Annotated in this window: 13 protein-coding genes; 8 read left to right on the forward strand and 5 right to left on the reverse strand. The window is 43.5% G+C overall.

Annotated features, from left to right (window positions below):
* Positions 1–615 precede the first annotated feature (615 nt).
* From ACGHAV_RS11575 to ACGHAV_RS11595, 5 genes are all read left to right on the forward strand, one after another.
* Positions 616–1,377 carry a hypothetical protein gene (locus ACGHAV_RS11575; RefSeq protein WP_390380621.1) on the forward strand — a complete coding sequence of 254 codons (762 nt, stop codon included), beginning with the start codon at positions 616–618 and terminating at the stop codon, positions 1,375–1,377.
* A 4-nt stretch (positions 1,378–1,381) separates the two neighbouring features.
* The gene (locus ACGHAV_RS11580; protein WP_390380624.1) at positions 1,382–2,140 is read left to right on the forward strand and encodes a hypothetical protein; all 759 of its coding nucleotides are present in this window, start codon (positions 1,382–1,384) and stop codon (positions 2,138–2,140) included.
* Positions 2,141–2,156: 16 nt separating this feature from the next.
* Positions 2,157–2,624 (forward strand): RNase H family protein, encoded by a 468-nt coding sequence (locus tag ACGHAV_RS11585; protein ID WP_390380627.1) that lies wholly within the window; start codon positions 2,157–2,159, stop codon positions 2,622–2,624.
* Positions 2,625–2,746: 122 nt separating this feature from the next.
* The gene (locus ACGHAV_RS11590; RefSeq protein WP_390380630.1) at positions 2,747–3,355 is read left to right on the forward strand and encodes a hypothetical protein; all 609 of its coding nucleotides are present in this window, start codon (positions 2,747–2,749) and stop codon (positions 3,353–3,355) included.
* 242 nt (positions 3,356–3,597) lie between these two features.
* On the forward strand, positions 3,598–3,720 hold the full coding sequence (locus ACGHAV_RS11595) for a hypothetical protein (protein ID WP_390380633.1): 123 nt from the start codon (positions 3,598–3,600) through the stop codon (positions 3,718–3,720).
* Between the two features lie 165 nt (positions 3,721–3,885).
* Here the strand turns inward: ACGHAV_RS11595 and ACGHAV_RS11600 are convergent, their stop codons facing one another.
* Entirely contained in the window at positions 3,886–4,485 is a 600-nt protein-coding gene (locus tag ACGHAV_RS11600) for a DUF1456 family protein (RefSeq protein WP_390380636.1), read from the reverse strand.
* Between the two features lie 241 nt (positions 4,486–4,726).
* On the reverse strand, positions 4,727–5,542 hold the full coding sequence (locus tag ACGHAV_RS11605; protein WP_390380639.1) for a DUF547 domain-containing protein: 816 nt from the start codon (positions 5,540–5,542) through the stop codon (positions 4,727–4,729).
* A 365-nt stretch (positions 5,543–5,907) separates the two neighbouring features.
* Here ACGHAV_RS11605 and ACGHAV_RS11610 point away from each other — a divergent pair, with 365 nt between their 5' ends.
* Complete coding sequence (locus ACGHAV_RS11610; RefSeq protein WP_390380642.1) at positions 5,908–6,450, forward strand: PepSY domain-containing protein; 543 nt, start codon at positions 5,908–5,910, stop codon at positions 6,448–6,450.
* Positions 6,451–6,498: 48 nt separating this feature from the next.
* Here ACGHAV_RS11610 and ACGHAV_RS11615 read toward each other — a convergent pair whose 3' ends face one another.
* The 3 genes from ACGHAV_RS11615 to ACGHAV_RS11625 all read right to left on the reverse strand — a co-directional run bounded on the left by ACGHAV_RS11615 (position 6,499) and on the right by ACGHAV_RS11625 (position 13,150).
* Positions 6,499–8,625, reverse strand: coding sequence for a TonB-dependent receptor (locus ACGHAV_RS11615; RefSeq protein ID WP_390380645.1), 2,127 nt, complete (start codon positions 8,623–8,625; stop codon positions 6,499–6,501).
* Positions 8,626–8,767: 142 nt separating this feature from the next.
* Positions 8,768–12,031 (reverse strand): WD40/YVTN/BNR-like repeat-containing protein, encoded by a 3,264-nt coding sequence (locus tag ACGHAV_RS11620; protein ID WP_390380648.1) that lies wholly within the window; start codon positions 12,029–12,031, stop codon positions 8,768–8,770.
* Between the two features lie 231 nt (positions 12,032–12,262).
* Positions 12,263–13,150 carry an SDR family NAD(P)-dependent oxidoreductase gene (locus ACGHAV_RS11625; RefSeq protein ID WP_390380651.1) on the reverse strand — a complete coding sequence of 296 codons (888 nt, stop codon included), beginning with the start codon at positions 13,148–13,150 and terminating at the stop codon, positions 12,263–12,265.
* Between the two features lie 282 nt (positions 13,151–13,432).
* On the opposite strand from ACGHAV_RS11625, the gene ACGHAV_RS11630 reads away from it, so the two are divergent.
* Together ACGHAV_RS11630 and ACGHAV_RS11635 are read left to right on the forward strand one after the other, a co-directional pair.
* A complete protein-coding gene (locus tag ACGHAV_RS11630; RefSeq protein WP_390380654.1) occupies positions 13,433–14,071 on the forward strand; it encodes a hypothetical protein in 639 nt (212 codons plus the stop codon).
* 1 nt (position 14,072) lies between these two features.
* On the forward strand, positions 14,073–14,669 hold the full coding sequence (locus ACGHAV_RS11635; RefSeq protein WP_390380657.1) for a YdeI family protein: 597 nt from the start codon (positions 14,073–14,075) through the stop codon (positions 14,667–14,669).
* Positions 14,670–14,899 lie beyond the last annotated feature (230 nt).

Below are 14,899 nucleotides of genomic sequence, written 5' to 3' on the forward strand. Positions count from 1 at the left end.
AGGGGGGTCTATAAGATTATCTTTAAGACTTCTAATAGTCTTTCATCTACATATTAACTTATTAGTTATTTCTATATACAAAAAGTCTTATAGATTAACTATTAGACATCTTAAAGATTGTCTTAGTCGTCCTTACTCGTGTGTATTGATTCATGTGTATATGGTCTAACCAAGTTTGTTTACTCATTATCTCCTTTTCCTAGGGCTTGTGCTCACCTCCAACACTCGCTCTAGGCTCCCCTTTACGCTTTGAATACAACTACAAGAAGGTTTGCAGTAGGTACGCCCAAAGATACCTACAAGCACACTGTGAGCCTTCTTGTCGCTGTGTTCAGTTATTTTTATTAAAACTTCAACATTAGGAGAAACATTATGACCAACCAATACCATTTACTATCACTCGTTGTAGCTACTGGAGGCTCACTATGAATGCACTAGGTAAACCACATAAAGTTGTGTCTCAGCCTTGCATCAACGTGTACTTAACCAGCAAGAACTTCGAGACCGTGAAGAAGTACCAAGCACGACTTCAGGACACTAGAGGCGTAAAGGTAAGCGCTAGTAGTATCGTGAATGAATGTATCCACAATTATCTGACTAACAAGGAGTAACACAATGACAACTTCCACATGCAAAGTGTGGGGTTGTTCTCGTCCTATCGATAACGCTAAGTATGGCAAGCACTGTAAACAACACCGTGAAGCTAATCTGCATAACGGTCATCCAACCTTTAAGCCACCAGCACTATCTAAGCACCATGCTTCATACAACCAAGAGTTAACCAAGGCTTATCATGGTGGTAAGAAGTGGTACTCAGAGGCTGACCTTACGCACTTCGAGAATGCTTTTGGTCGTCTGTTAGATGAAGCTGAAAAGCTCAGAGCACTATCACCTTACAGAAGGCTTGGAGACCTTCCTGTACGCACTCAGTTGTTGTATCTGCTGAAGGCATCAGTAGAGGCCGTAGGTAGGCACGAGACAATGAAGCAGTGGTTGTGTATCTACCTTGCAGCCAACTTCAAGAAAGCCTTATTCCCTAACAGGAAGACCTTAGCAATCTTTGTGTGCCGTAAGAGCCTTATCAGGATGATTAACATGCCTAAACACATAACAAGCTCAGGCAAAACGAAACGCTATCGACTTAACGCAAATAGAGCCTCAAAGATGCTAGACATTCTTGAGCCTATCTTCGAGTTGTCGAATGCACCAATCAATAACGTAGCTCTCTGGTTTAGACATTACTCATACAAGTTAAACCTTTCCAACATCCAGAAGCGCGTTATGAGAGAGAAGCACGAGAGAAACCCTAACCACGCTATTTCACTCAACCAAATCAAATCACTTAAATCCATTGAACGAAAATACTTAGGAGGATAAATCCATGACTAAACAAACTGAGACCATTAGAGAACTTCAACACCGTCTAACAGAGCTGCAAGACCGCATTAACGCTACTGAGGCTATCTGCAAGGACTTACTGAGTCACTCGTATAACAGCGAAGCACAAGGTCGCATTAAGTTCGACGACTACCGCATCAAGTACACACAAGAGGCTATTGAACGTCGAGAAGCTGAAGCAAGAGCTAAACAACTTCGAGACAACTTCAACACGGCTAAGGCTGACTTCAAAGACATAGCTGAGGCTAACTACTGGACTCTTGTGTTCCTGAGCGAGAAGCAGCGACAAGAGAAACTAGACGACATCTGGAGCACTATCACGAGTGGCTTAGCGTTGCCTGAAGATGCTCAACGTCCTAAACACATTGTGCCTGAATTGACTGTAGACCAGCTTATCAGTCGTCGCTCTGAGTTACTTAATTCAATCACTAGAACTAACACGACTCAGTGCAAGGACACCATTGAGCATTGCAATAAGTCGATGATTGACTTCACGAAACGCATGGAACACGAAAGAGACAAGCAGATTGCTGAGTTAAATCGAAAAGATGGACTCTTAGAGACTGAACGACAACAACAAGTCAGTGAGACACAAGCTCACTTTAACCGTGAGATTAAGAAGCACTTGCTCGAAATGAAACGTCAAATCAGTTCAGCAGAGGTGAGCCTGAAACGTCTTGACGACCACAAAGCAGAACTAGCCAAGGTTGAGACAGCCCTAGCTAAACAGTTAACCCATTAATAGGAGGTATATACACATGAGTAAACAAACACCACGACTTATCTTCACTGACGGTGCAGCGCCTAACAACCAGAACGGATGTAAACACGGTGGCTTAGGCGTTGTCGTGTTGAATGAACAAGAGGAAGTCTTAGAGACCTACAAGGCACGAGTAGAGCCAGTAGAAGGTAAAGAGACAACAACGAATGTTCGCTGTGAAATGTTAGCAGTCATCAAGGCTCTCGAATTGGCAGAGCCTGAGGACATTATCCACACAGACAACGAAATGATTGCTAGAGGCTACAACGAGTGGCTTAAAGGGTGGAAACTGAAAGGCTGGAAGACTGCCAGTAAGAAGCCTGTAGCCAATCAAGACCTATGGCAACGTATCGACAAGCTGAAGCAAGAGAAGCCTATGGTTGTCGTTAAGTGGGTTCGAGGTCATAGCGGTGTCTACGGCAATGAGCTTGCGGATAGGTTGGCTACTGAGGTCGCCACTTATTAATTCGATAAAGTGCTAACTAAACTCAATATTCTAATGAAATTGAATGCGCCTACGGTTTTATTTGAATAAAAAATGTAGTATACAATTCGAGGAAAGAAATTAGAAAACAAAAGGATGTTGTAATGAAATTATTATGGAAGAGCAAACTATTTTTACTGGCTACTCTCGCAGGAGTCTGTTGTGCACAGGGCAGTGAAAATGAAACATCAAGTACACTTGTTTTTGAAAACGACCCTAGATGGCTCAGGCTGAGTGATTCACATACAAATCCTTTTTCAGTTATTGTAGATGACCAAGTGAAAGACGGGTGCTGGACGAATACGGACTCTGTTTCTAACGCAGTCAAACTTGAACTCACCCGTAGCGGATTTAACGTTAATCCGACCGCCGATGATTTGTTACCGCACCGAATAATACTGCATTCTATAGGCTATAAAACGGACTCTTCTTTGTGCCTGATGTATTACAAATTGCAGGTCAATATGATAGATTTGAAGAAGCAGAGGTTCGGTGGCGGCCATGAAGTCACTGCGGTTTTCTACACAGAGCTGTATTCAAGGTCTGGCGTATTATCTGGCGGGGATACGAATAGCCGGCTGAAAACGACTTTCGTAGATTTAATCCAGTCTTTTCTTGTTGATATTTCAAAGCGTCGAAAAGATACGTTAGCAGAGATAAAGAACAAAACTCCATCGGAGGGCAAGAACTTTTGGGACAATTATGTTTTGTAATAGATATGACCATACCTGCATAAAACTGTCCTAGGGTATCTGCAGTTTTGCCTTTGAATTAGAAGCAATTTTTAATTAAGCATAACTCACTTACCCTTCTTACCAAATTCCACTTTGCGGTTCAATAAGTTTAATTGTGACCGCAGAGCAACTTCTTTATAAGATACCAACATGATACTCGTTCGCTGCAGGTATTTAAACTTAACGGCGCACATTAAGTACGTGAATGGGTAGCTTATGCAGTGAACCAAGACCTGAAGACTAAGCAGTTGTACCAGCAAGCCGTAACAGGTGCGCTTAGTGGTGACTTCACGTTGTCTCAAGACTTGGTTCAGCAGTACAAGCAGTACTATCGGATGTTTTGATATTGCGCTTTTGGGGAGTTTGATTCAAAAACCACGCTACATTATACGCTACACACCACGCCACAAAAATCTTTAAGCCATTGATTTTAAACAGCACAAATAAATTAAGAAGGAGCACTTGCTCCTTTTAGTGTTTTTTCTAAGCGCCCTTCTTAGCGCATTGAATCAGCGCTTTGGCTTTTCAATTTTCCCCCACACCGAATTAGTAGGTGTCGATTTTTTACTCTGAGCTGGCTTTGTATTAACGCGAGTTTGGCCCGGCTTATTTTTAGCCGCATTAGACGCCTGTCGCGTTGACTCTGGGCGATACTTTTTCACCATGCCTTGTAAAAAGTTGCGAACAACCTGATCACCAGCAGGTTTATAGTTTCGATGATCGGGTTTTCTAAAAAATGCTGAAAGTTCGCCTTTACTCATTCTGAAGTCGGCAAGCTTTAACACTTCAATCATGTCGTCATCTTTAAAGCTCATGGCAATACGAATTTTGCGCAGCACTTCATTATTACTTAAACGCTCGCCAGCGGCTAAAACTTGAGGTGTACTTCCTTCTTGCTTGCCTCTGTTTTTTATTATTAATCCATCAAGAAAAAGCGCAATCAACTTGTCGCGACAAGGCAAATATCCCTCTTCGTCTTCTTTTTTCATAATGGAGTGTAAATAGCCAATTTCCATGTCGTAATCGACAAGTTTGAAAATACTAATGGCTGCGGTGTCGTTTATAGCAAGTGCGTAACGCAGGCGACGAAGAACGTCATTGTGGATCATGGTGAGCCTTAAAAGCGATAAAAAAGAGGGGTTAACATCAAGTATAGTTTATCGCAATTAAAGCTTCACTGATATGGTTTTGCAGAAGCCGTTATTGCTAACGGCCTAAAGCTTCGGCCTTAAAACGGTGCCTTTATGGCTCATTTGTTTATCGCAACGTCTCTCGGTCTATACAACGTGGCTATGTCTACAACAAGGTGGTTATGTCTACAACAAGGTGGTTATGTCTACAACAAGGTGGTTATGGCTGGGCGTTTATGCGCCAGTCGTATTCGATAAAACGAAGTTTATAGTCACTTGGAATGGGCGTATCTAGATACTGATTTATATATTCGGGTAAGTCTTTCGCTTTGCCCGACACAACAAAATCTTCAGTATAGAAATCAAGTATTTCCGATACATACACACGCTTTTTATCATGGTCAAAATATAGGTGCTTTTCCTTGGCGAAAAACTCGTTAGTAAGTTCGTCTAACGTAGCGTTTAAACTGTTAGCTTCAAAAGGTTCCATTGGCAGACGTGGACAGTCTTTCACCATACAGTTTAGTGCAAAGTGGGCACGAGGTTCGTTAAGCGGTCGTATTACGTCATTTTCGTAGTCGTACAAATTGGTAGTTTGCCCACCAATAGTAATGTCGCGAAATTTAAAGAAACTGGCGCGCGAGAAAAAATTGGTAAAGCCGTCAGGAATATCACGTTCAATCACGCCGTACATGGCCAACGCATTGTAGCTATTAATATGAAATGCCATTACTGCATCAGCATTAGGGAACAGCGAAGGCGTGTTTGCAGGGCTCACCTCACCAATAAAGGCCACTACATTTTCAAGCGGCTTAATGTCTTGTGCCACGTCCTTAAAGTTAGTTCTACCCTGCGCATCAACGTACGTTTTCAGTACATATGCCCAATCTTTCATTGCATCATCATAAGCTTGCTGCAACTTATCAATATTATTTGCTTGGGCATGTAAATTACTTACAAAAGTAAAAGAACATAGGAACATTAAAGCGACGAATAACTTTGCATGTATTGCTTGTGTAAAAAGCGGCTTGCTCATAACACTCTCTTTCTCATAACTCATTTTGTTAACAGTCTCCTATTTATTACTTCGCTATCGCAATTCATTAGTGGGTGCATTAGCCGATATCTCCGTGATTGGGATCATATTGTCTTGTTTGTAACGTTCGCCCAACGGCTCGTATTGCGCTACTCGACCACGCTAATTGGCAGCGTATAGGGAAAATAACGGTGAATGAATCTGTTACCTCGTTAACCTGCGATACTAAGCTGCACTTTGCCCACCCTGCAATTGCGATAGCTAACGCTAATAACTGACAATTTAGCGCTATTCATTTCTTTCAATGAACAACATAACGTATAGTTTGTTGAGCTAAAATCGTGTCATCCCTATGAAGTATTAATATGTCGATAAACCTGCGCAAGCATAGCCGAAGTTTACATTTGTGGATTTCTCTTTCCATATTCATTCCAGTGTTCATCGTTATTGGAAGTGGCTTGCTTTTGCAGGTGAAGAAAGAATTCGACTGGCTACAGCCGCCTACACAAAAAATAGGGCAAAGCGCGCCTACAATTGAATTTGAAGCCATAATCCAAGCATTACAAACCGTGCCAAAAGCTGGCCTAAAAAGCTGGGATGACATTGACCGCCTAGACGTTCGCCCTAGCAAAGGCATTATAAAAGTACGCGGCAAGAACCGCTGGGAAGTGCAGCTTAACGCACAAACGGCAGAGGTATTGCAGGTTGCCTATCGCCGCACCGACACCATTGAAGCTATTCACGATGGCAGCTGGTTTTTTGAAGGCGCTAAGTTGTGGCTTTTCTTGCCTGCAGCCGTGCTTCTTTTCGTTTTGTGGATAACCGGTATGGTTATGCTTATTACAACGTTAAAAAGTAAGTACCTTAAACGCCACTATCGAACGCAACGAGACCGCTTAGATAGCTAACTGGCCCTTAAAACATGTATTGACGAGCATGCGTGAACAAGCTTGGCGTTAGAGCAGTAGTGTTAACGCCCCTTGTATACTTTTTCCTTGTGCAAAAGCCGCGCGATCATCGGCTGTTGTGTAATAGTGCTGGTTGGTTGCATTGCGCACGCTTAAGGCGACCGACAAATTATTACTAAGCGAAAAGTTGGCGCCCACATCAAGCGTATATACATCAGGTAATGTGCGTTCGCCATCGCCAATATCTGTCTTGCTGGCACGGTAGCGTAGTGTGCTAAACAGCGTAGCATCGTCATATGTGTATTGCGCTGAAACCTCAGCATGACGAGGCGGAATATCGGCAATACGCGCGCCACTATCATCTTTACCACTTATAAATGCGCCTGCTGTGTTAAAGCGCCAAGATGTGTTCAATGGCTCCCACGATAATGTGTAAGCAATACCACGAATAACCGCACTATTAAGGTTACGGTACGTTAGCGTGTTTTCATCAATACTGCGTCGCTCAATATAGTTGCTGATACGTTGATGAAACACTTCTACCGCAGCACTTACCGCGTTAGCTTTCGCTTTCTTTTTAAAGTACAAACCGCCTTGAATGTTTGTGGCCTGTTCGGTGCGCAAACCGCTATTTCCTAAAACAGAACCACGAGGCGTTTCACCGCTAAAAAATCGCTCAACAAGAGATGGGTTTCTAAATGCAGTTGAAAGGTGAACATTAGAATAAAGATGACGATTTACCGCATGCTTAATGCCCACAAAACCGCTTAAATTGGTAGCGTAAGCGTTACTACTTTGCTCAATTCTCTGATCACCACTCTGCCCAAGACTCTGAATAGAGCTTTGGCTATCAGGTTGATTGTGGTTTTGATTACGTTGATGCTGCCAGTCTACCCTAGCCCCAAAAGCGTATGTGGTGTTATCTAAAGTGCGCGAGGTATCTAGCAAGCCTGCTATGTTGTATTCACTTGCGTTTAAAGTTTGTCGCTCAAACACCAAAGTCTCGTGGTTGTCTCGTTGCTTTTGCGGATCCGGTTGCAATTCAGATTGTGAATACACTTCATCAATAGCGAATTCAGTTTCATTAATGGCAACATTTTCACGTCCGCGCACTTGTATTTGCCAATCAACATTCCATTCATTTAAAAACGATGGTGTATAACTTCCTAACGTATTTCCGCGTATGCTGCCCCCGAAGTCAGAAGCGTCACTGTTGCTTTTGTTAATACGCTGGGCAGGGCGAAGCGTTTCAGTATCTAAATTTGAGGTATGCCACCATATATCAGCATCAATATCAGTATTAGTGGTATTAAATTCGAACTGAACTTTACCTATCCAGTGCTTATTCGTAGGGTACTCGGTAATTCTACGCTCTGGGAAATCACTGCTCGATTTACCTATGTCACTGTTATTGCTAAAAAGCGTCCATGCCGATGTAACAGGGTTTTTACTCGCTTTTTTATTAGCACCTGTGCTGTGTTTGAAGTTTACAGAGGATGTAGGGTTATAACGCAAGAACAACGTAGATTGGGTAAATTGATCGAACAGCGAGTTACCTTTGGCGTCGCTGCCATTGTTGGCAGTGCGATGAGATAGCATAAAATCTGTAGTATCTCCGCCACCTGCAAATTGATATGCCTGCATCGACTGGTTTGTATCATAGCCTATGCGAAGTGTGGGCTTAAGCCTATCAGCGAACATCAGGTTTATGGCACCGCCAATGGCACCAGAGCCTAAATAGGTTGAAGTGCCCCCTGTACTTACTTGCACGCTATCAATAAGCGATGGCGGAACAAAGCCAATACTACTGCCCGCTCGTCTGTCACTTATAACAGGTACGCCATCAATTAATGACTGAATTCGCCAGCGTGAAAAGCCGCGAATATTGATGTTTTGAATCTGTCCGCCTTGCCCATTTAGCGTCACTGAAGGAGATTGAACAAGAATATCGTTTACATGCAACGGCAATGCAATATTTGAGGCATCGTAGCGATATTGTGGCGCAATTGAAGCAAGGTTATCGTTAACAAGTGTTGGTGTGGCAACCACCGTAAAACGCTCAATATTATCAAGGTTCAGTGTGGCATAAGCGCCTGTACTGTGCGTTATCACGCACCATACAAATAGATAAACCAAGCGCTTCAAAATAGCACTTAGCTTTTTACTTATCTTCACAAAAACGAACTTACTCAAAATTAAAAACAGATAATAGGTATAAAAACAACGGCAGCGCTAAGGCTGCCGTTTGTGCTTTGTAATTACACTATTGCTTTAAAGCGTTAACCGCTTTGGAGCGTTAACTACTTCTTAGCGTTAACTACTTGGTAATTACTGTTAAGCCAGATGTCCAAGGGCCACCGTCTTTAACAATACGCTCTTGTAGTGCAGGTAACGATTTCTCTTGAAGTGTTTTAATGCGTTTAACCACATCATCTAAGCCATCGTTAGCATAGCCAAGCTGGTCTTTATGCTGCTGCGTTGGACCATAAGACGACCAAAGCGCTGAAGTCGCATAGCCTAAACGGCTCATAACGTTTGCAGGTTTAATGCCTTTACGGTTTCTTGCTTCAAGCCCGTATAGCACGTTATTAATGCTGTTTATTTCGCTATGCAAACTCGCATAGGTCGACTCAAGTTTTTGAACGTTAGATGGCGTACGGTCAATCGCAACCCGCAGCAGCTCCATTGTTGCTTTAACATCTTTCAGCACAGCAGACGACGACATAGCGCGTTTTTGTGCAGCGGTTAGCGATGCTCTGTACGCTTTAATGTCGCGAGCAGAAGCCCCTTCAAGTGCACCTTTGTAAATAGAGGTCAATTCAAAGCTTACAGGCTCGGCAAGCTGCGACACTTTACCATCTTCACGCTTAAACAAGGTTGCGCTATACTTACCTGGCAATGCCATTAGGCCATTGTTTTTCGCATTTTTGCTGGTAAGAGGAATTGAAGACGCATACTTCATATCCCACGTTACACGGTGTAGACCTTTTTTCACGCTACCCGCTACACGATTAACCACATCACCACTGCTATCTTTTATTTCAAGATATACAGCAGGTGCAGCCTCTTCAAGCTCAGCTTCAACCGCGTCCCAGCTTGGATACTTAGGATATTGCTTGTCTTCAATCAGCTTTTTCTCGGCTTCTTGACGTTTTTCCTTCGCTGTTAAAATGCTGTCTTTCAGGTAGTAAGTAAGCGTTGCACCGTGCTCTGGGTTTTCAGCAACGTAGCGGTCATCACCGTCTGAGTCAGTGTGATTGTCGTCTAAATTAAACCACTTAACGGGGCGGCTAGGGGCAAATAGCAAGGCATCTTGCTCTAGCGCTTCTTCGTTTAGCTCACGCAGTGGCGCATAGTCATCAAGAATGTAAATACCGCGACCGAATGTGCCTGCAACTAGGTCATTTTCTCTGCGCTGAATTTTCACATCGCGCGTTGAAATGGTAGGCATACCACCTTCAAGTTCAACCCACGCTTTACCACCGTCTACGGTAAAGAAAATACCAAACTCAGTACCAACAAACATAAGGTCTTTGTTTACATGGTCTTGCACAATACGCCACACCAAGTGCTTCTCTGGAAGCTTGTCTGCTAGTGAAGTCCAGGTAGCACCTAAGTCGGTAGACTTAATTAAATAAGGTTTGTAGTCGCCGTACTTGTGGTTATCTAGTGCTACGTAAACGGTATTTTCATCAAATAGGTCAGCACGAATATCGTTTACGTAAGACGTTGAAGGAATACCTTCAATAGTGCTTAGCTCAATTTTCTTCCACGACTTACCGCCGTTGCTTGTTACCTGAATAATACCGTCATCAGTACCCGCCCACAGTACGTCTTCGTTCACTGGGCTTTCAGCGAAGTTAGCAATGGTGTGGAACTCTGACATGGCGTATAAATCCCAGCCAGCTTCTACCGACCAAGTGCGCCCCATCATAGGCATGTGCATACGGTTTTCGTACTTAGTTAAATCGCCTGAAATAGCGGTCCAGCTGTCACCGCGATTATCTGAGCGCCATACGCGCTGCGACGCAAAGTAAATACGCGCAGGATCGTGTGCAGATACATTAATTGGCGCATCCCAATTGAAACGCTCTGCAGGGTCGCCCGGTAACGGTTGAGGCTTAATGTAAACGCCTTCTTTGGTAGTGCGGTCAACACGCACTAAGTTACCTTGCTGCCACTGTGAATACATAATATCTGGGTTGCCAGGCTCTACTGCAGGTTGATGTCCATCACCACCTAGCGTTAAGAACCAGTCTTTGTTCTTAATACCTTCTTTGCGATTCGTGCGTGAAGGGCCGCCTTGAGTAGAGTTATCCTGCGCACCAGCATACACGTTGTAGAACGGTGTAGCGTCATCGGGTGCCACTTTGTAGAACTGGGTTAGCGGCAGGTTTGCCATAAAGCGCCAGTTTGCCATACGGTCGTGCGACATATAAATGCCACCATCACTGCCCATCAATACAAAATCTGGATCGGTTGGGTGGAATGCCATTGCATGGTCGTCAACGTGCTTGCGCTTGGTGTTAATTGGCGTCCATGTTTTACCACCATCATCACTGACTTTGCTGTAGTTACTAGCAATATAAACACGGTCGAACTGGTGTTGGTCTGCAAAGATTTCTTGATAGTAGTGAGGGCCAGTTCCTCCGCCCACTTCATCAGACATTTTAGTCCAGCTTGCCCCTTGGTTTTCCGAACGATAAAAACCGCCTTTGCGGTTGTCGGTTTCAATAGTGGCGTAAAGTACGTCTGGGTTCATTGGTGAAATAGCCATACCAATTTTACCCATATTGCCTGTAGGCAGGCCTGTTTTTAGTTCGGTCCAGGTTTCGCCACCGTCGTTCGACGTGTGAATACCAGCACCTTCGTTAGTACCTACATAGGCAGCAATAGTACGCTGACGTGCCCATGTTGCTGCGTACAGTTTATCTGGGTTTCTAGGGTCGATAAGCAGTGATGTAACACCGGTCCACTCATCAGCTGGCGTTAACACCTGCTTCCAAGTTTCACCACCATCCACAGTTTTATACAAACCTCGCTCGCCGCCACCTGTCCACAGTGGGCCTTGAGCCGATACCCAGACAATGTCAGGATTTGTGGGGTGAATGATAATGTCAGAAACGTGCTCAGACTTTTCAAGCCCCATGTTTTTCCACGTTTTACCGCCATCTAGAGATTTGTAAACACCATCACCAAAACTGATGTGACGACCACCGTTATTTTCGCCTGTACCTACCCAAATAATATTTGAGTTACTTGGCGCAATAGTTACGTCGCCAATAGAATAAACGGCCTGCTGATCAAAAATAGGTTCCCATGTAGTACCTGCATTGGTGGTTTTCCAAACTCCACCTGAACCCACAGCGGTATACCATGTAGAAGGATTGTTTTGGTCAATGGCAATATCAGCAATTCGACCTGACATATAAGCCGGACCAATACTTCTTAATTCCATGGCTTTAAACGTTGCGCTACTAAAAATAGCCTCTTCTTCTTTTTTATCAGTTTCTTGTGCAAATGCTGGCACGCACGCAAGCGCAACCGACACAGCTACTGCCGCTTTAAGGAGCTTCTTCATTATTGTTGTCCAAGTGAGTTTGGTGTTTTTATATTTGTTACTTTATAGCAATACTGAAAATAGCGTAAATATTCAATTGTTCACACGACCAGTGAACGAAAATTGCGGTTTAATGTGAATGAAATGTGACAAATAATAAATATGAGAAATGCTTACAAGCAGGAGTTCAGAAAACAGAAAAAAGTATGTGGTCGAAGTGAATGACGACCACATGCACTGTTTAAAGGTAATTTAAAAAGTAACAATATCGTCGTTAATTAGATGTCCGACCGTGGGGCTTTGTTCTGAATCTACAAATGCTTTATCGATAGCTTTAAATCGGCCAGCGGTGACTTTGCGATAATTGGGGTGCGTGTAAATATATATTTGCTTCGAAACAAGTGCCTCTACCACACGTTCAGCTAGCATTGATGCAGGAATGCCAGACTCTACAGCCATTGTTGCGGCTTTCGCTCCCGCCTGCAGCTTTTCCTTATCAATACGCTTTTCGGCAGCCACGGCATACTTTTCTTGGCGATTACGGTAAGACTCATGAATACGTGTTTTCACAAACGCCGGGCACAGCACCGACGCATGAATATTATGTGGCTGTAGCTCTGCAAACCAGCTTTCTGTCATCGACACTACTGCCGCTTTAGAAGCACAGTATGCACCAGCATATGGCATTCCCATCATGCCAGCCATAGACGCGACATTAAGCACCCAACCACCTTCGCCATGAGCCTTAATTGCCGGCACACATGCTTGTGCGCCATAAAGTACACCCATAACGTTTACATCCATTACCCATTGCCACGTTTCATGCTCGGTATCTTCAATTTTACCGGGAGTTCCGCCTACACCAGCGTTGTTAACCACCATGTGAACCTTACCGAATTCAGCAGTAGCGTTGGATACCACATCTTCCCATTGTGCGTAGTTGGTAACATCTAGTGCACACGTTAGTACATTGTATCCCTTTGCACGCAGCGCATCACCTGATTCAGCAAGTGCGGCCGCATCAATATCGCCCATCACAATGTTCATTCCTTGCTGCGCTAGTGCTTCGGCTAGCGCCAAACCTATTCCACCTGCTGCACCTGAAATGATGGCTGTTTTACCTGAAAATTCGTTAGACATTTTGTATTCCCACCCAATTATTGTGATTTTTTATGTGCTAGATTAATTGCGTCTGGTTTATTGTGCCGAAGCAGCACAACGTAAGTATCCTAAGCTCGCAGTTGCTTGTTGATAGACTAAAACGCATAAGCCAAGCGACATACTTTATTTGGCTAATTGCCCTCACTTCATAAAACTAATGGTAAGTTTGGAGCACATGCAATTTGCCAATCAGTAATATGAACATTCATAGTTTTAGTGTAGAACACGTAGTAAATAGTTAACTCGCAGAAGATTTCATTAATGAAAAACATATTATTTTTCTTACTTTGTGTGGTTGCCACAAAGCTTCACGCCGATTCGGCGCCAGCAGCATCACAAAAATCAGTTTCAGCAAAAGGCCCTGCCCCCTTGGTTTCCATTCCCACTCACGATGCCTTTTTTAACGCTATTGCGGCGCACTGCGGGAAAGCCTTTGAAGGAAAAGTTTCAAAAGATAATTTAGCTGCACAAAACCAATCAGGCACTTTTGGTGGAGCAAAACTTGTCATGCATGTACGCGAGTGTACGGATTCACAGTTATTTATTCCGTTTCATGTAGGCGACGACGCCTCGCGTACGTGGATAATCACCAAAACAGGCGCAGGACTAATGCTAAAGCACGATCATCGACATGAAGATGGTAGTTATCACAAATCAACCATGTATGGCGGTCATACTATTGATGCGGGCTATGCTGAGCTTCAGTCGTTTCCCGCAGACGCTTATTCAAAGCAATTATTTATTTCCTCTGGCATAACCGCATCAATCGATAACGTATGGCAAATAATGATTTACCCAAACCGCTTTAGCTATCGCCTAATTCGCCCAGCTAGAGAGGTGCAGGTAGACTTTGATCTTTCAGCGCCTATTGCCGCACCTGATGCACCTTGGGGTTATTAAAATGAGCTTGCCCAACCCAGATAAAATTCAAGCATTTGAAACGCCTGAGGCATTAAATGCATGGTTGCAAAAAAACCATAAAAGTGAAGATGAGCTGTTTGTAAAAATTTATAAAAAAGCCTCTAAAGTACCAAGCGTTACGTGGAACGACGTAGTACTCGAAACACTGTGTTACGGCTGGATAGACGGGGTAAAAAAATCGCTTGATGACAAAGCATACTTGCAAAGAATCACACCAAGAAAAGCCAGAAGCGGATGGTCGAAAAGAAATACAGAACATGTTGCAAAGCTTATTTCACAAGGAAAAATGCAGCCCGCTGGGCTTGCTGAAGTAAACGCGGCGAAAGCTGACGGAAGATGGGAAAACGCTTATGCGCCTGCAAGTGAAATGAAAATTCCCGATGATTTTTTAAAAGCGGTACAACAAAACCCCAAAGTTAGCGGGTTTTACAACACGCTCAACAAAAGTAGCCTATATTCTATTGCTTATGGCTTAAGCACTGCGAAAAAAGCAGAAACTCGCGAGCGCAGGTTTAAAAAATTCTTTGAAATGCTTGAGCGCGAGGAAAAACCTGGCTTTGGATTTAAGCAGAAGTAATAGCGTGAACCCACAGCGTTGATTTAACTTTGTTAATCCGTTCAATCATTGCATTAGTAGTAAATACAAAATGTAAGGATTTGAAGACGATGACAAAACAGCACGGTGTGCGCGCCAATTTATTGCTTGATTTTCGCGCTAATGATTGGTGGGCAGTGCTAAAAAGGCTGTTCGCTAATATTCAAAAACATAATCTTTCGCTCATTTCAGCAGGCGTTGCTTTTTATTGT

The organism is Alteromonas sp. MTD1 (genome assembly GCF_042848195.1).
In the GTDB taxonomy this organism is placed as follows: Bacteria; Pseudomonadota; Gammaproteobacteria; order Enterobacterales; family Alteromonadaceae; genus Alteromonas.

What these genes read in the sequence shown, in the direction of transcription:
- ACGHAV_RS11590 (WP_390380630.1), top strand. Translation starts at nt 2,747, where the DNA reads ATGAAATTATTATGGAAGAGCAAACTATTTTTACTGGCTACTCTCGCA.
- ACGHAV_RS11630 (WP_390380654.1), top strand. Translation starts at nt 13,433, where the DNA reads ATGAAAAACATATTATTTTTCTTACTTTGTGTGGTTGCCACAAAGCTT.
- ACGHAV_RS11575 (WP_390380621.1), top strand. Translation starts at nt 616, where the DNA reads ATGACAACTTCCACATGCAAAGTGTGGGGTTGTTCTCGTCCTATCGAT.
- ACGHAV_RS11585 (WP_390380627.1), top strand. Translation starts at nt 2,157, where the DNA reads ATGAGTAAACAAACACCACGACTTATCTTCACTGACGGTGCAGCGCCT.
- ACGHAV_RS11620 (WP_390380648.1), bottom strand. Translation starts at nt 12,031, where the DNA reads ATGAAGAAGCTCCTTAAAGCGGCAGTAGCTGTGTCGGTTGCGCTTGCG.
- ACGHAV_RS11635 (WP_390380657.1), top strand. Translation starts at nt 14,073, where the DNA reads ATGAGCTTGCCCAACCCAGATAAAATTCAAGCATTTGAAACGCCTGAG.
- ACGHAV_RS11605 (WP_390380639.1), bottom strand. Translation starts at nt 5,542, where the DNA reads ATGAGCAAGCCGCTTTTTACACAAGCAATACATGCAAAGTTATTCGTC.
- ACGHAV_RS11610 (WP_390380642.1), top strand. Translation starts at nt 5,908, where the DNA reads ATGTCGATAAACCTGCGCAAGCATAGCCGAAGTTTACATTTGTGGATT.
- ACGHAV_RS11625 (WP_390380651.1), bottom strand. Translation starts at nt 13,150, where the DNA reads ATGTCTAACGAATTTTCAGGTAAAACAGCCATCATTTCAGGTGCAGCA.
- ACGHAV_RS11580 (WP_390380624.1), top strand. Translation starts at nt 1,382, where the DNA reads ATGACTAAACAAACTGAGACCATTAGAGAACTTCAACACCGTCTAACA.
- ACGHAV_RS11600 (WP_390380636.1), bottom strand. Translation starts at nt 4,485, where the DNA reads ATGATCCACAATGACGTTCTTCGTCGCCTGCGTTACGCACTTGCTATA.